General features: G+C 72.9%; 16 protein-coding genes. 7 read left to right on the plus strand and 9 right to left on the minus strand.

Going from position 1 to position 12546, the window contains the following annotated elements:
• Positions 1-40 precede the first annotated feature (40 nt).
• The gene (locus ACWGO8_RS14445) at positions 41-904 is read left to right on the plus strand and encodes a DNA-formamidopyrimidine glycosylase family protein (RefSeq protein WP_452043736.1); all 864 of its coding nucleotides are present in this window, start codon (positions 41-43) and stop codon (positions 902-904) included.
• A gap of 47 nt (positions 905-951) precedes the next feature.
• Here the strand turns inward: ACWGO8_RS14445 and ACWGO8_RS14450 are convergent, their stop codons facing one another.
• On the minus strand, positions 952-1257 hold the full coding sequence (locus ACWGO8_RS14450; RefSeq protein ID WP_452043737.1) for a DUF4190 domain-containing protein: 306 nt from the start codon (positions 1255-1257) through the stop codon (positions 952-954).
• 45 nt (positions 1258-1302) lie between these two features.
• Here ACWGO8_RS14450 and ACWGO8_RS14455 point away from each other — a divergent pair, with 45 nt between their 5' ends.
• Complete coding sequence (locus tag ACWGO8_RS14455) at positions 1303-1848, plus strand: histidine phosphatase family protein (RefSeq protein ID WP_452043738.1); 546 nt, start codon at positions 1303-1305, stop codon at positions 1846-1848.
• 39 nt (positions 1849-1887) lie between these two features.
• Here the strand turns inward: ACWGO8_RS14455 and ACWGO8_RS14460 are convergent, their stop codons facing one another.
• From ACWGO8_RS14460 to ACWGO8_RS14470, 3 genes are all read right to left on the minus strand, one after another.
• Positions 1888-2679 carry a hypothetical protein gene (locus tag ACWGO8_RS14460; RefSeq protein WP_452043739.1) on the minus strand — a complete coding sequence of 264 codons (792 nt, stop codon included), beginning with the start codon at positions 2677-2679 and terminating at the stop codon, positions 1888-1890.
• A gap of 106 nt (positions 2680-2785) precedes the next feature.
• Positions 2786-3166: a DUF4180 domain-containing protein gene (locus ACWGO8_RS14465; protein ID WP_452043740.1), complete on the minus strand. Its 381-nt coding sequence runs from the start codon at positions 3164-3166 to the stop codon at positions 2786-2788.
• Between the two features lie 34 nt (positions 3167-3200).
• Positions 3201-3701 (minus strand): MarR family winged helix-turn-helix transcriptional regulator, encoded by a 501-nt coding sequence (locus ACWGO8_RS14470; RefSeq protein WP_452043741.1) that lies wholly within the window; start codon positions 3699-3701, stop codon positions 3201-3203.
• Positions 3702-3741: 40 nt separating this feature from the next.
• Between ACWGO8_RS14470 and ACWGO8_RS14475 the strand changes: the two genes are divergently transcribed.
• A complete protein-coding gene (locus ACWGO8_RS14475; RefSeq protein ID WP_452043742.1) occupies positions 3742-4701 on the plus strand; it encodes an EamA family transporter in 960 nt (319 codons plus the stop codon).
• On the opposite strand, the gene ACWGO8_RS14480 is transcribed toward ACWGO8_RS14475, so the two are convergent.
• Positions 4679-5422, minus strand: a complete 744-nt coding sequence (locus tag ACWGO8_RS14480; RefSeq protein WP_452043743.1) for a hypothetical protein — start codon at positions 5420-5422, stop codon at positions 4679-4681. The genes ACWGO8_RS14475 and ACWGO8_RS14480 overlap by 23 nt on opposite strands.
• Before the next feature lie 58 nt (positions 5423-5480).
• Between ACWGO8_RS14480 and ACWGO8_RS14485 the strand changes: the two genes are divergently transcribed.
• From ACWGO8_RS14485 to ACWGO8_RS14495, 3 genes are all read left to right on the plus strand, one after another.
• Entirely contained in the window at positions 5481-6341 is an 861-nt protein-coding gene (locus ACWGO8_RS14485; RefSeq protein WP_452043744.1) for an Fpg/Nei family DNA glycosylase, read from the plus strand.
• A gap of 63 nt (positions 6342-6404) precedes the next feature.
• Positions 6405-6989: a GNAT family N-acetyltransferase gene (locus ACWGO8_RS14490; RefSeq protein WP_452043745.1), complete on the plus strand. Its 585-nt coding sequence runs from the start codon at positions 6405-6407 to the stop codon at positions 6987-6989.
• Between the two features lie 21 nt (positions 6990-7010).
• Complete coding sequence (locus ACWGO8_RS14495; RefSeq protein ID WP_452043746.1) at positions 7011-7499, plus strand: nucleoside deaminase; 489 nt, start codon at positions 7011-7013, stop codon at positions 7497-7499.
• 55 nt (positions 7500-7554) lie between these two features.
• Here the strand turns inward: ACWGO8_RS14495 and ACWGO8_RS14500 are convergent, their stop codons facing one another.
• Together ACWGO8_RS14500 and ACWGO8_RS14505 are read right to left on the minus strand one after the other, a co-directional pair.
• Positions 7555-8181 carry a hypothetical protein gene (locus ACWGO8_RS14500; RefSeq protein ID WP_452043747.1) on the minus strand — a complete coding sequence of 209 codons (627 nt, stop codon included), beginning with the start codon at positions 8179-8181 and terminating at the stop codon, positions 7555-7557.
• A 92-nt stretch (positions 8182-8273) separates the two neighbouring features.
• Positions 8274-10142 (minus strand): anthranilate synthase family protein, encoded by a 1869-nt coding sequence (locus tag ACWGO8_RS14505; RefSeq protein ID WP_452043748.1) that lies wholly within the window; start codon positions 10140-10142, stop codon positions 8274-8276.
• A gap of 203 nt (positions 10143-10345) precedes the next feature.
• Between ACWGO8_RS14505 and ACWGO8_RS14510 the strand changes: the two genes are divergently transcribed.
• Positions 10346-11200 carry a putative protein N(5)-glutamine methyltransferase gene (locus tag ACWGO8_RS14510; protein WP_452043749.1) on the plus strand — a complete coding sequence of 285 codons (855 nt, stop codon included), beginning with the start codon at positions 10346-10348 and terminating at the stop codon, positions 11198-11200.
• A 30-nt stretch (positions 11201-11230) separates the two neighbouring features.
• Here ACWGO8_RS14510 and ACWGO8_RS14515 read toward each other — a convergent pair whose 3' ends face one another.
• Positions 11231-11893, minus strand: a complete 663-nt coding sequence (locus tag ACWGO8_RS14515) for a phosphoribosyltransferase (RefSeq protein ID WP_452043750.1) — start codon at positions 11891-11893, stop codon at positions 11231-11233.
• Positions 11894-11947: 54 nt separating this feature from the next.
• Positions 11948-12514: a carboxymuconolactone decarboxylase family protein gene (locus ACWGO8_RS14520; protein WP_452043751.1), complete on the minus strand. Its 567-nt coding sequence runs from the start codon at positions 12512-12514 to the stop codon at positions 11948-11950.
• Between the last annotated feature and the right edge of the window lie 32 nt (positions 12515-12546).

The raw sequence follows: 12546 nt of genomic DNA on the forward strand, positions 1-12546 counted from the left end.
GGGCGTGGCGGTTGTCATCGGCCCGTGCGAGGCTGGGCGCATGCCCGAGTCACCTGAGGTGCAGGCGCTCGCCGACGATCTCGGCCGCCGGCTCGCCGGTCACGAGATCCGCGGCGTCGACGTGCTCGAGTTCCGGGTCACGAAGACGCGCGCGCGTCCGCTCGAGTCCTTGATCGGCCGCCGCGTCGCGGGCGTCACCAGGCGCGGCAAGCTGCTCGACTTCGCGCTCGACGACGACGCGCACTTCGTCGTGTCGCTCGGGCGGCACGGCTGGGCGCGCTACGGCGGTGCCGAGGCATCGGTCACCGAAGCGCCGACCGGCGAGGCCGAGCCGCCGCCGCCCGCCCTGATCGTGCTCGAGTTCGACGACGGCACGACGCTCGAGCTGACGGATGCCGGTGACTGGATCTCACTCGGCGGCTGGGTGGTCGACGACCCCTTCGAGGTGCCCGCCGTGGCGAAGCTCGGCCCCGACCCCGCCGATCCGGCATTCAGCCGGGCGGACTTCGACGCGGGCGTCGTCGGCCGTCGCAAGCAGGTCAAGGCCGTCCTGCAGGAGCAGGAGTCGCTCGCGGGCATCGGCAACGCGTACTCCGACGAGATCCTCCACGCGGCGCAGGTGTCGCCTGTCGCGCACGCCGCGTCGCTCGACGGCGATGAGCTCGACCGCCTGTTCGAGGCGACGGTCGGCGTCATCTCCGAGGCCGTCACGGCCCGCAGCGGCGTCCCGATCGACCAGCTCAAGGCCGCCAAGGTCGCGGCGATGCGCGTGCACGGGCGAACGGGGGAGCCGTGCCCGCGGTGCGGCGACGAGATCCGGGACTTCTCGTTCGCGAGCACGACGGCGCAGTACTCGGCGACGTGCCAGACGGGCGGCGACGTGCTGCCGCTGCGCGAGTCGTAGTGCCGCCCGTCGCGGCGCGAACCTCGAGCGAGTCGGCGGGCGCGACCTCAGCCGGCCGAGGCGAAGCCCGTCGACAGGATGGTCACCATCATCGTGAGCCAGATGATGAAGAAGATCACGCTGAAGGCCGTGAGCACATAGCCGGCGGTGAGCCCCGTGAGCGCGAGCACACGGCCCTCCTCGCCGGTCCGTGCGATCTGGCGGAGGGCGAGATGTCCGGTGATGATGCCCGCGATGGGGGCGATGAATCCGGCGATGATCGCCACGATCGACAGCACGTTGGTTCGGGGGACGGCAGGGACCGGCGGCTTGGAGGGATACTCCGTCGCGGGGGCAGCGGGGGGCAGGGTCATGGTTGGGATCCTATGGTGCGTCGGCGTCGGACGTAGGGTCGAACCGTGGACGCCCGCATCCTGCTCGTGCGGCACGGCGAGACCGACTGGAACACCGACGGACTGGTGCAGGGCCGCAGCGACCTGCCACTCAACGCGCGCGGTCTCGTGCAGGCCGCCGAGGCGGCTGCGGCGCTCGTGGGTCGCGGCATCCGTCGTGTGGTCAGCAGCCCGCTGCAGCGGGCGACGCAGACCGCCGAGGTCATCGCGGAGGCGCTCGGCCTCGACGGCTTCGACGTCGACGACGACCTCGTCGAGCAGGCGTTCGGTCGCGCGGAGGGGTTGCGGTGGGCTGATGCGACCGCGCGCTATCCCGAGGGCGTGCCCGGCATGGAGGAACGCCCGTCCGTCGTCGCGCGGGCCGCGGCGGCGCTCGAGCGCTGGGCCGTGCCGGGGGAGACGATCGCGGTGGTCACGCATCGCGGCGTCATCAACGCGCTGCGCCTCTCGGTCGGCGATCCCGACACCGTCACGCCCGCGTTCGGGAATGCCGCGATCCACGAGCTCGTGCTCGCCGACGGGCGACTGCGCGCCGTCGACGAGCCCGGATGACGTCCCGATGGCGACCCGATGGCGACCGGGTGAGCGCGCTCAGTCCGGCGACCCGAGCGGGCCCGTGCCGGTCCCGTCGGGCACGTTCCGCACCTCGAGGAGTTCCTCGCGGCCGCTGCCGCCCGACGACGTGAGCGTGAGCACCGGCCCGACGCCCGTCGCATAGAACTTCAGCTCCTCGAGCGTCGGCTCGAGCGGCGTGGTGTCGCGGGTCAGCAGAGCGCCTTCGAACGCCCCGTAGGGCACCTCCACGAGCTCGGAGACGCCGAGCACGGCGCCCTCGTCCTCGGCCTCGCCCGCGAGGTACTCCTGCCGGTACGACATGCCGGGTTGCGGATCGCCCGGCAGCGCGATGCCCGGCAGTGCGCCGTCGACGCCCGCCTCGAAGCTGCCCTCGCGCGACACGACCTGGCCGCCCTCGAACTCGGCGGTGTCCTCGCCGAGGTACCAGATGGCGCCGTCGGCGTCCTGGGCGTACCAGTCGAACGTGTCCTCGACGAGCTCGTCGCCTCGCGTCACGCTGTCCCGCACCACGCGCGCCTCGATGCCGTTCGCGATGCGCTTCGTCTGGGAGGTCACGGTGACGTGCACCGTGAGGTCGCCGTCGGGATCGGTCTCGCGGTACACCCACTGCGTGCCCGGCTTCATCGGCCAGTACGGATTGTCGATGTCGGTGGTGAAGTCGGCCGGGTCGAGCGCGACCGGCTCATCGCTCCGGGGGAGCGACGACGGCGCGGCCGCGTGCTGCGGGGAACCGGTGCAGGCGGTGAGCAGCGCTGCGGCGACGGCGGCGATCGCGACCGGTGCGGTCCTCGTCCTCTTGGCGTTCATGGGATGCCTCGATTCCGACGCGATGGATCCTCACTCCAAGGATGCGCCGCGACGCCGACCGCCGCGATCGGCGTTCAGGCGAGGTTCAGCCGGGTTCAGCGTCCCTTCAGCGGGAGCGCACTCCCGCTCGATCCGAGAGCCGGCGCTCGAGGTCGGCCTCCGACTCGACGAACCACACGTGGTCGGCCCGGTTCGACTCGCGCACGAAGTCGCGCAGCGCGTCGCTCTTCGCGACTACGTCGCTGATGTCGCCCACCACGGCCAGGCGGATGCGGTAGTTGACGAGCTTCTGCGTGATCTCCCCGGCGATGCCGGTCTTCAGGCGGAAGAACTTCGGATCGAGGCGCTCGACGGGCACGGCGACGAGCTCGGCCTGGTGCGACCAGGCCGATCCCACGAGGTCGGCGGCGTCGTCGGGCGTCGAGATGGGCTCCCCCTCGGAATCGAGGAGGAGCACGCGGACGCCATGCTGTTCGTCGATGCGCATGAGACGACCATAGCCCCCGGATGGGGGTGGCGGGTCATGTTTCGTAGTGCGCCAGCCACGTGGCGAGGAGACGCTCGAGGGCCGCGGCATCCGTCGTCGACAGCCCGTCGTCGAGCAGCCGACGCTCGTTCGCGACATGGGCCGTGAACGCGCGATCGATGAGCTCGCGCCCGGCGTCGGTGAGCGCGATGACCCGACCCCGCCCGTCGTCGGCGCTCTGCCGGCGGCTCACGAGCCCGCGGGTCTCGAGCCGGTCCAGCCGCTTGGTCATCGCGCCCGTCGTGACCATGGTCGTCGCCGCGAGCTCGCCCGGCGTGCGCTCGAACGGAGCGCCCGCCCGTCGCAGGGTCGCGAGCACGTCGAACTCGCCCTCGGCGAGATCGAACGTGCGGTAGACGGCCACCAGGTCTTCCGTGAGGTGGTTCGCGAGGCGATGCAGGCGGCCGAAGACGGCCTGCGGCGCGAGGTCGAGGTCGGGTCGTTCGCGCTCCCACTCGGCCATGATGCGGGCCACGCGATCGGAATGCTGCTCCATGGCTTACATAGTAGCTTCCATGGAAGCTATAATAGCTTCCATGGAAGTTAGTTGGCGGTGGACCCTCGTCGCGATGATCGCGCCGATCGCGTGGGGAAGCACCTACTTCGTGACGCGGCAGTTCCTCCCGGCCGACATCCCGCTGTGGGGTGCGGTGCTGCGCGCCCTGCCGGCGGGCCTGCTCCTTTTCATCGTGCGCCCGCGGATGCCGCGTGGGGGGTGGTGGTGGCGCGCCCCCGTGCTCGGGGCGTTGAACATGGGCGCCTTCTTCGTGCTCGTCTACCTGGCCGCGCAGCTGCTGCCCACGAGCATCGCCTCGATGATCATGGCCACCTCGCCGATCGTGATGATGCTGTTCGCGTGGCTCCTCGTGTCCGAGCGGCTGCGGGTGCTCTCGCTCGTGGGAGCCGGCGTCGGCGTGGCCGGCGTCGTGCTGATGCTCATCGGCGGCGCGGCATCCGTCGACCCTTGGGGGGTGGTCGCCGCGGTGGCCGCGATGACCATGGCGTCGTTCGGCTACACGCTCGCGAAGCGCTGGGGCGGCGACGTCGACGCGATCTCGCTCTCGTCGTGGCAGCTCATCGCCGGCGGCGTCCTGCTCGTGCCGTTCGCCCTCGTATGGGAGGGCGCGCCGCCCGCGCTCGACGCGCCGGCGATCGCCGCCTTCGCCTACGTCGGCGTGGTCGCGACGGCGATCGCGTTCGTCGCCTGGTTCAGCGCCCTCCGCCGTCTCGATGCCGGCGCGGTCGGCCTGATCGGCCTGCTCAACCCCGTGACGGGCGTGCTGCTCGGCACGCTCGTGGCCGGCGAGGCGCTGTCGGCGAACCAAGCGGGCGGCATGGCGCTCGTGCTGGTCGGCATCGTGGTCGGGCAGCCCGTCGCCGCGCGCGTGCTGGCCGCCAGGCGGCGTCGGCGGCCGTCGGATGCCGCGGCGCCGGCGTCGACGCCGAACCCGACGCCGCCCCGCCGCGAGCTCGCTACGGCGAGCCGAGGCACGTGACCTGGTTGATCCAGCCGTAGGCGTAGTCGTCGTTGCCGTAGACGACGGGCGTCGCCTCGCCGGCCACGACGTCCTCGATCTCGATCGTGTCGGTGACGTCGGGCACGAGGGCGTCGGCGTCGTTCGAGAACCCGAGCTGCACCTGCAGCGTCGCGCAGTCCGACTCGGTGAAGAGCGCCGCCTCCCAGCAGCCCTGCTCGTGCTCCGTCGAGCACTGGTCGTCGTAGCGTCCGTCCGTGTAGAACTCGAGTGCGGCCGGGAAGGCGAAGTACGTCTCGCTGGATTCGTAGCGCTCGACGCCGTCCTCGTCCGAGCCGCTCGAGCCGTTCGACTCCTGTGCCTCCTCGATCGCCTCCTGCGCGGTCGTCGCCGCCTGCGTCACGAGGCTGACGGCGCCGATGACCCCGAACGTGACGAGGGCCAGGAGCGCGACCCCGCCGGCGACGATGCCGGCGATCGCGCCGCCCGAGAGGCCGCGCTTCCGCGGCGGCGCGGCCGCGGCATCCGCCGCTGTCGCCGTGCCGGCCTCCTGCAGCAGCACCTGCCGCGCGGTCGCGAGCGTTCCCGCCCACTGCTCGGCCTCCCGTCGCTGCGTCGAGTCCTGGTACCGCGACGGATGCCGCGCCCAGTACTCCTCGGAATAGGCGCGCTCGACGAGCTCGACGGTGAGGGGTGCGTCGGGGAAGATGCGCAGCACCTGCCGCGCCGTGATGGGGTCCACAGGGTGATCGTAGGGCGAGAACGGCCGTGATGTGGCCCGAGGGTGAGACGATGTCATGGTGCCCGAGCTGCCCGAGGTGGATGCGCTCGTGGGATTCCTCCGCGAACGCGCCGTCGGCCATGTCGTCACGGGGGCGACGGTCGCGGCCATCTCAGCGCTGAAGACCTTCGATCCGCCCTTGCAGGCGCTCACCGGGCGCACGATCGACGGTGCGCAGCGGCACGGCAAGTTCGTCGACCTCGAGCTCGGCGACCTGCACCTCGTCTTCCACCTCGCTCGCGCCGGCTGGCTGCGCTGGTACGAGGAGCTGCCGAAGACCGTGCTCCGACCGGGCAAGTCGCCCATCGCCCTGCGTGTCCGACTCGACGACGGCTCGGGGTTCGACCTCACCGAGGCGGGCACCAAGAAGTCGCTCGCGGTCTACGTCGTGCGCGATCCCGCCGAGGTGCCGGGCATCGCGCGGCTCGGTCCCGACCCCACGGCGCCCGACTTCACCCTCGACGACTTCACCGGGATCCTGAAGGGGCGCCGCACGCAGATCAAGGGGCTGCTTCGCGACCAGTCCGTCTTCGCCGGCGTCGGCAACGCGTACTCCGACGAGATCCTGCACAACGCGCACATGTCGCCCTACGCGCTCGCCGCGAACCTCAAGCCCGACGACGTCGAGCGCCTCTACCGGGCGCTGCGCGACACGCTCGCCGAGGCCGTCGCCGGCGCAGCGGGCCGGCCCCCCGAGGAGTTGAAGGACGGCAAGCGCAGCCGCATGCAGGTGCACGGCCGCACCGGGCAGACGTGCCCCGTCTGCGGTGACACCGTGCGCGAGGTCATCTTCGCCGACTCCACGTTCCAGTACTGCCCCACCTGCCAGACCGGCGGCAAGCCGCTCGCCGACCGCGTGCTCTCGCGGCTGCTGAAGTAGCGCGCCGCCCGCCGTCTGGAGCGGCGCGCTCCGATGTCGGATGCCGCTGCGAGACTGTGAGCGATGACGTACCTGCACACCCCTCGCCTCCTGCTCACGTCCCTCACGCTCGACCACCTCGACGACTACCACCGCGTCTACGGCGACCCGCGCACGTGGGAGCACCTCCCGGGCGGTCGGCACGCCGATCGCGCGCAGTCCGCCCGTGCCATCGAGCGCTCGATGGAGAGTCGGCGCGCGCACGGGTTCGGACACCTGGCGGTCACGCTGCGCGAACCCGTCGGCGACCTTCCGCCGGGCGGATTCATCGGCACGGCCGGCGCAGCGATGCTGCCGTTCGGCGCGTGGAACCTCGGCTACCGGTTCCTGCCCGAGGCGTGGGGGCGCGGGCTTGCGGGCGAGGCCGCCGCCGCGTCGATCGAGGCCGCCAGGGCGACCGCGCCCGACGTGCCGGTCACGGCGCGCGTCCTGGCCAACAACCCCGCGTCGATCCGCGTGCTCGAGCGGCTCGACCTCGAGCTCGTGTGGCAGGGCGCGTCGACGACCGAGCCGAGTGGACCCGACGACACGACCCACCTCGAGCGGCTCGTGTTCGCCGATCGTCCGCTCGACGACGCCATGCTCGCCGAGGTCATCGCCCTCGGCTGATTCCGGGGGCAGACTGCATCCATGGCCATCTCCGAGACCGACCTCGTCCACCTCCGCCGTGCCGTCGCACTCGCCGAGGAGGCGGCCGACGCCGGCGACGGCCCGTTCGGCTCCGTGCTCGTCGACGCCGACGGGGTCGAGCGCTTCGCCGACCGCAACCGCGAGCAGAGCACCGGCGACCCGACGCGGCATCCCGAGATCGAGATCGCCCGCTGGGCCGTCACGCACCTGACTCCCGAAGGGCGCGCGGCCGCGACCGTGTACACCTCGGGGGAGCACTGCCCGATGTGCTCGGCGGCGCACGCATGGGTGGGCCTCGGCCGGATCGTGTTCGCTGCGTCGTCGGCGCAGATCACCGAGTGGCGCGCGGCGGCCGGCGCCGGTCCGTCGGCCGTGGCTGCCCTGCCGATCGCGGTCGTCGCGCCCGGCCTCGACGCCGAGGGTCCGGTCGACGGCCTCGCCGACGAGGTGCGTGTGCTCATCGAGCGCGAAGCAGCGGCCGGGGCGTGACGCGCCGACGGGCGACGGAGCGTCCTGCTCCGCCGCCCGCCGAGGTCCGTTCCGCCTAGATGTGGCGCCCGCTCTCCGTGTTGCGCGGCTCCGGGGACGCCGCCTGGGCGTCGAGCGTGGTCCGCTCGTCGCGCGCGGCCTGCTCGCGCTCGGCGGCCGCGCGCTCGTCGGAGCCCGCGTCGCGGTCGTCCGCAGCGGCCATGCGGTCGTCGTGCAGTGCCGTACGGTCGTCGCGGGCCGCGACGTGCTCGTCGGTCATCGCGGTGCCGTCGTCGGCGCGTGCCTCCGCCGTCTCCGCCCGTGCGGCGTCCTCGTCGCGCACGACATCGGGGTCGACCTCGTCGGCCTTGCGCATGCGCTCGTCGGTCTGGGCGCGCAGCTGCTGTGCATCCGCCTGGTGCGCCGCGCTCTCGCGCTCGAGCCGCTCGGCCTCGAGCTTCGCCTGCATCGCGTCGGCCTCGGCCTGCTTCGCCGCAGCCGCCGCGGTCGCGGCATCCGCTTCGCGTTCACGGCGCGAGACATCGGTCTCGTAGGCGTCTCGGCGGAGCTCCTCGGCCTTGCGGCGCTCGGATTCGAGGTGCGCCTCTCGGCGGCGCCGGCTGGTCATGAGCACGACGACCACGATGATCGCGATGACGACGACGATGCCGACGATGATCCAGATGATGGTGCTGGTGTCCACAGGGAACCGCCTCCTCGGGGTCGGGTCACGTCCAGCACATCCCGTGCCACCGCATGTCCGCAACGCCTTGCCAAACACCGCGGAGTGCGGGATCATCCGCGCGCGCCGGCCGCAGTGGTCGGCTCCCGAAACTCCTCCTGACCTGCGAGGACGCCGTCCAGCAGTCGCTCCAGCACCGCGAGCCCGTCGGGCGAGGTGACCGATTCGAGGTGCCCCTGCACGGATGCCACGCCGGACCCGCGCAGGGCATCGACGACGCCCGTCGTGGCATCCGCGGCCACCTCGAGCCCGAGCCTCGGCGTCGTCGAGCCCGCTGGCGCGACGGTCGAGAACGTGTTGTAGTAGCCGATCGCCGCGCGCTGTCCGAAGACGTCGACCTCGAGCTGCACGCCCTGGCGCGGTGCGGGCAGGGGCGCGATCCCGAGTCCGGCGAGGTCGGCCAGCAGCTGATGGCTGAGGCAGACTGCGAGCAGCGGTCGCTGCGTCTCGAGGCGCGCCGCGATGAGCTCGCGCAGGCGGGCGATCCGCGGGTCGGAGCGGTCGCGCGGATCGCCGGGACCGGGTCCGAAGACGACGAGGTCCTCGGTCGGATCGTCGTCCACCGCGTGCCATGACACGACCCGGGCGTCGAGGCCGAGATGGCGCAGCTGGTGGGCGAGCATGGTCGTGAAGTCGTCGCCGGCGTCGATGACGAGGGCGCTCGTCGCCCGCGACGGCCGCGCCGCCTGCGGTGAACGCCAGAACGCCGCGAGCCGGTCGTTGCGCGCCGCGAGCAGCGTGTCGAGGTGGTCGGCCTCGAGACCCCGTTCCGGTGCCGACGCGCGCGGTAGCGCACCCAACGCCGTGAGCACGCCCGCCGCCTTCGCGCGGGTCTCGGCGACCTCGCCGTCGGGGTCGGAGTGTCGCACGAGCGTCGCGCCGACGGGCACGCGCACGCGGCCGGCGCCATCGAGGTAGGCGGTGCGGATGAGGATCGGCGCGTCCAGGTCGTAGCCGCCCGGTCGGGGCGCGAAGCGGGCGAGCACGCCGGCGTAGTAGCCGCGCGGAGTGGGCTCGTGCCGTGCGATAACCGCGCAGGCGTTGCCCATGGGCGAACCCGTGACCGTCGGCGCGAACATCGTGCGCCGGAGCACCTCGCGCGGGTCGAGCGCGGAGCGGCCCTCGAGCAGGTACTCGGTGTGCGTGAGCCGCGACATCCGCTTGAGGAACGGACCGCGGATGCGCCCGCCTTCAGGGCACACCGCGCTCATCATCTTGAGCTCCTCGTCGACCACCATGACGAGCTCCTCGCGTTCCTTCACGTCGTCGAGGAAGGCGAGCAGGGCGTCGTCGTCGCGTGCCGCATCGCCGTGCCGGAACGTGCCGCTGATCGGGTTCATCGAGACGACGCCGTCGATCGAGGAGACGTGCCGCTCGGGCGTGGCGCCCACGGCGGCGAGTCCGGGCGTGCTGAGCGCGAACGTCCAGTGGGCGCCGGTCTCGTGCTCGAGGAGCTGCCGCAGCCAGCCCAACACCGCCTCGGCGGGCGCGGCATCCGTCGAGCCGGTGAACTCGCGCCGGATGACGAAGTTCGCGCCCTCGCCCCGGCCGATCTCGTCGTCGATGACGCGACGCACGACGGCCGCGTAGTCCGCGTCGCTCACGTCGACCTCGAGGTCGCCGACGACCACCGGATGCCTCGGCAGCAGCGCGATCGCCTCGTCGACGCCGAGCGAGTCGCGGTCGCGCACGACGAGGCAGCGGATCGGCGCGCCGTCGTCGTGCGCCGCGAATCCGCGCTCGCGCACCTGCCGGAAGGGCACGAGCGCGAGCACCTCCGCTCCGTCGAGCGGGATGTCGGCGAGGCGGTCGACGTCGACGACGTCGCCGACGAGCACGTCGAGCACCGGTTCGTGCTCGCGGTGGATCACCGCGAACGACGGCGCGTCGGGGGCGAGGAGCGTGTGGAGCAGGCGGGTCATGTCGGTCTCCGGTCGGGCCCTCGGCCGGAAACGTCCCCGCACATGCGAGACGACCGCCCTCGGGCGGTCGTCGTGCGTCGGTGTACGCGTGGAGGCCGCCTAGGAGGCGGGCCACCAGGTGCGGATCGACGCGGTCATGACGAGCACTCTATGGCATGCGCATCTCGGGCGCATCATGCGGGACCCGCCGTTACGATGCGAGGGTGCTGCCCCTCCCCAACTCCGACGACCGGCCGACCGCGCCGTCGACGCCCGAGCCCGATCCCGTGGTCGTGGCGCGCCTGCGCGCCGCCGGCTGCGTCTTCGCCGAGGACGAGGCGGCGTTGCTCGCGGCCGAGGTCGACGGTCGAGCGGATGCCGCGAGCGAGCTCGAGCACCTCGTCGCGCGCCGCGTGGCGGGCGAGCCCCTCGAGCAGGTGCTCGGTTGGGCCGAGTTCGCCGGCCTGCGGATCGTGGTGGAGCCCGGCGTGTTCGTGCCGCGGCGCCGCACCGAGCTCCTCGTCGCCGAGGCCGCGCGGCTCGCGTCCGCCGTCTCGGGGCGACCGGCCGTCGTGATCGACCTCTGCTGCGGTGCCGGCGCGATCGGTGCGGCCGTGGCTTCCGGGGTCGCTGCCGACGGAGGTCGCGTCGAGCTGGTCGCCGCCGACGTCGACCCCGCCGCGGTGCGCGCCGCCCGACGCAACCTCGAGCCGATCGGCGGCCGGGTCGTCGAGGGCGACCTCTTCGACCCGCTGCCTCCTGAACTCCGCGGGCGGGTCGACGTGCTCGCCGTGAACGCGCCGTACGTCCCCACGGCCGAGATCGGCATGATGCCGCCCGAGGCGCGCGACCACGAGGCGCACGTCGCGCTCGACGGCGGGGACGACGGCCTCGACGTGCACCGGCGCGTCGCGGCATCCGCTGCGCAGTGGCTGGCGCCGGGCGGTCACCTGCTCATCGAGACGAGCCGCGGACAGGCGGCGCGCACGACCGCGCTGGTCGAGGCCGGCGGACTCGAGGCGCGCGTGCTGCGCGACGACGAGCTCGCGGCGACCGTGGTCGTCGGCCGCCGCCGCTGACGGCTCGGGCGCGGCGGTTCCACGACCGGCTCAGGCGCCGCCCGGCTCCTCCCGGCGCGCATCCTCGAGGATCCGTTGCACCTCGGCGTCGGATGTCTGCCGGAAGTCGAGGTAGTGCATGCCCACCGCCATGAATCCCGGCGGGGTCGACAGGCACACGACCTCGTCGACCTCGGGCATGGCTGCGAGCTCGGCCATGCTGTCGGGCGCGCCCACGGGCATGGCCAGCACGACGGATGCCGCGCCGAGCTCCTTCGCGACGACCGCGGCGACCCGCGCGGTCGCACCGGTTGCGACCCCGTCGTCGACGATCACCGCGGTGCGTCCCGTGAGCTCGACGGGTTCGGCGGTGCCGCGGAAGCGCACGACCCGCGCCTCGAGCTCCGCGCGCTCCTTCCGTTCCACGGCGGCGAGATCGGCGTCGCGCACCCCGCCGTATCGCAGGACGTCGTCGTTGAGCACGCGGGCGCCGCGCTCGCCGATGGCGCCCATGGCGACCTCGGGTTGTCGCGGAAGGCCGAGCTTGCGCACCACGAGCACGTCGAGCGGCGCGTCGAGCGCCGTGGCGAGCTCGGCCGCGACCGGGACGCCGCCCCGCGGCAGCCCGAGCACGACCGGACGGTGCAACGCACGACCCGCGAAGGCCCGCGCCAGACGCCGGCCCGCGTCACGTCGATCGGTGAAGTGCTCCATGTCGTGGCATCCGTCCGCCCGCCGCCGTGTCGCCGTTCCCGGTCGGCTCCCCGTTCAGATCCCGGAGACGAGCGCCGCGCGGAGCGGTTCGCTCAGCGACGGCGCCTCGTCGACGTCGACCGCCAGCGCCTGCAGCATCCGTCCGAGGTAGACGCGGGCGGAGGCCGCGATCGCGATGTCGACGATCTCCTGGTCGCTGAAGCCCGCCGCGCGCAGGCGCAGCGAATCGGCATCCGTCATCGCTGGGGCATCCGTCGCCACCCGCTCGGCGAACGCCATCATCTCGACCTCGGCGTCGGTCAGGCCCGCGTCGCGATAGTCGCGGGCGATGCGCTCGAGCTGGGCCTCGTCGAAGACCGAGAGCGACTTCACGCCGTGCGCCAGCCGGCAGTGCCGGGAGCCCGTGGCATGGGCGGCTGCGAGCGTGACGAGCTCGTAGCGGCGGATGCCGAGTGGTCTCGCGACCGAGCGGGTGAGCGCGACGAACGCGCGGTCGGCCGCGGGGTTCAGCGCCATCGCGCGGGCGTGCGTCGGGATGTACCCCGACGACGCGCGTTCCTCGTCGTAGATCGCGGCCACCTCGCCGGTGGCCTCCTCCTCGGGCACGGTCGGCACGATCATCGCTGCACCTCGGTTCGCGTCGCTGGGATGGC

Source organism: Agromyces sp. NPDC055661 (assembly GCF_053618135.1).

Coding starts and splice junctions, on each gene's coding strand:
- ACWGO8_RS14515 (WP_452043750.1), bottom strand. CDS start 11,893: ATGGAGCACTTCACCGATCGACGTGACGCGGGCCGGCGTCTGGCGCGG.
- ACWGO8_RS14520 (WP_452043751.1), bottom strand. CDS start 12,514: ATGATCGTGCCGACCGTGCCCGAGGAGGAGGCCACCGGCGAGGTGGCC.
- ACWGO8_RS14460 (WP_452043739.1), bottom strand. CDS start 2,679: ATGAACGCCAAGAGGACGAGGACCGCACCGGTCGCGATCGCCGCCGTC.
- ACWGO8_RS14495 (WP_452043746.1), top strand. CDS start 7,011: ATGGCCATCTCCGAGACCGACCTCGTCCACCTCCGCCGTGCCGTCGCA.
- ACWGO8_RS14470 (WP_452043741.1), bottom strand. CDS start 3,701: ATGGAGCAGCATTCCGATCGCGTGGCCCGCATCATGGCCGAGTGGGAG.
- ACWGO8_RS14490 (WP_452043745.1), top strand. CDS start 6,405: ATGACGTACCTGCACACCCCTCGCCTCCTGCTCACGTCCCTCACGCTC.
- ACWGO8_RS14465 (WP_452043740.1), bottom strand. CDS start 3,166: ATGCGCATCGACGAACAGCATGGCGTCCGCGTGCTCCTCCTCGATTCC.
- ACWGO8_RS14450 (WP_452043737.1), bottom strand. CDS start 1,257: ATGACCCTGCCCCCCGCTGCCCCCGCGACGGAGTATCCCTCCAAGCCG.
- ACWGO8_RS14445 (WP_452043736.1), top strand. CDS start 41: ATGCCCGAGTCACCTGAGGTGCAGGCGCTCGCCGACGATCTCGGCCGC.
- ACWGO8_RS14475 (WP_452043742.1), top strand. CDS start 3,742: ATGGAAGTTAGTTGGCGGTGGACCCTCGTCGCGATGATCGCGCCGATC.
- ACWGO8_RS14505 (WP_452043748.1), bottom strand. CDS start 10,142: ATGACCCGCCTGCTCCACACGCTCCTCGCCCCCGACGCGCCGTCGTTC.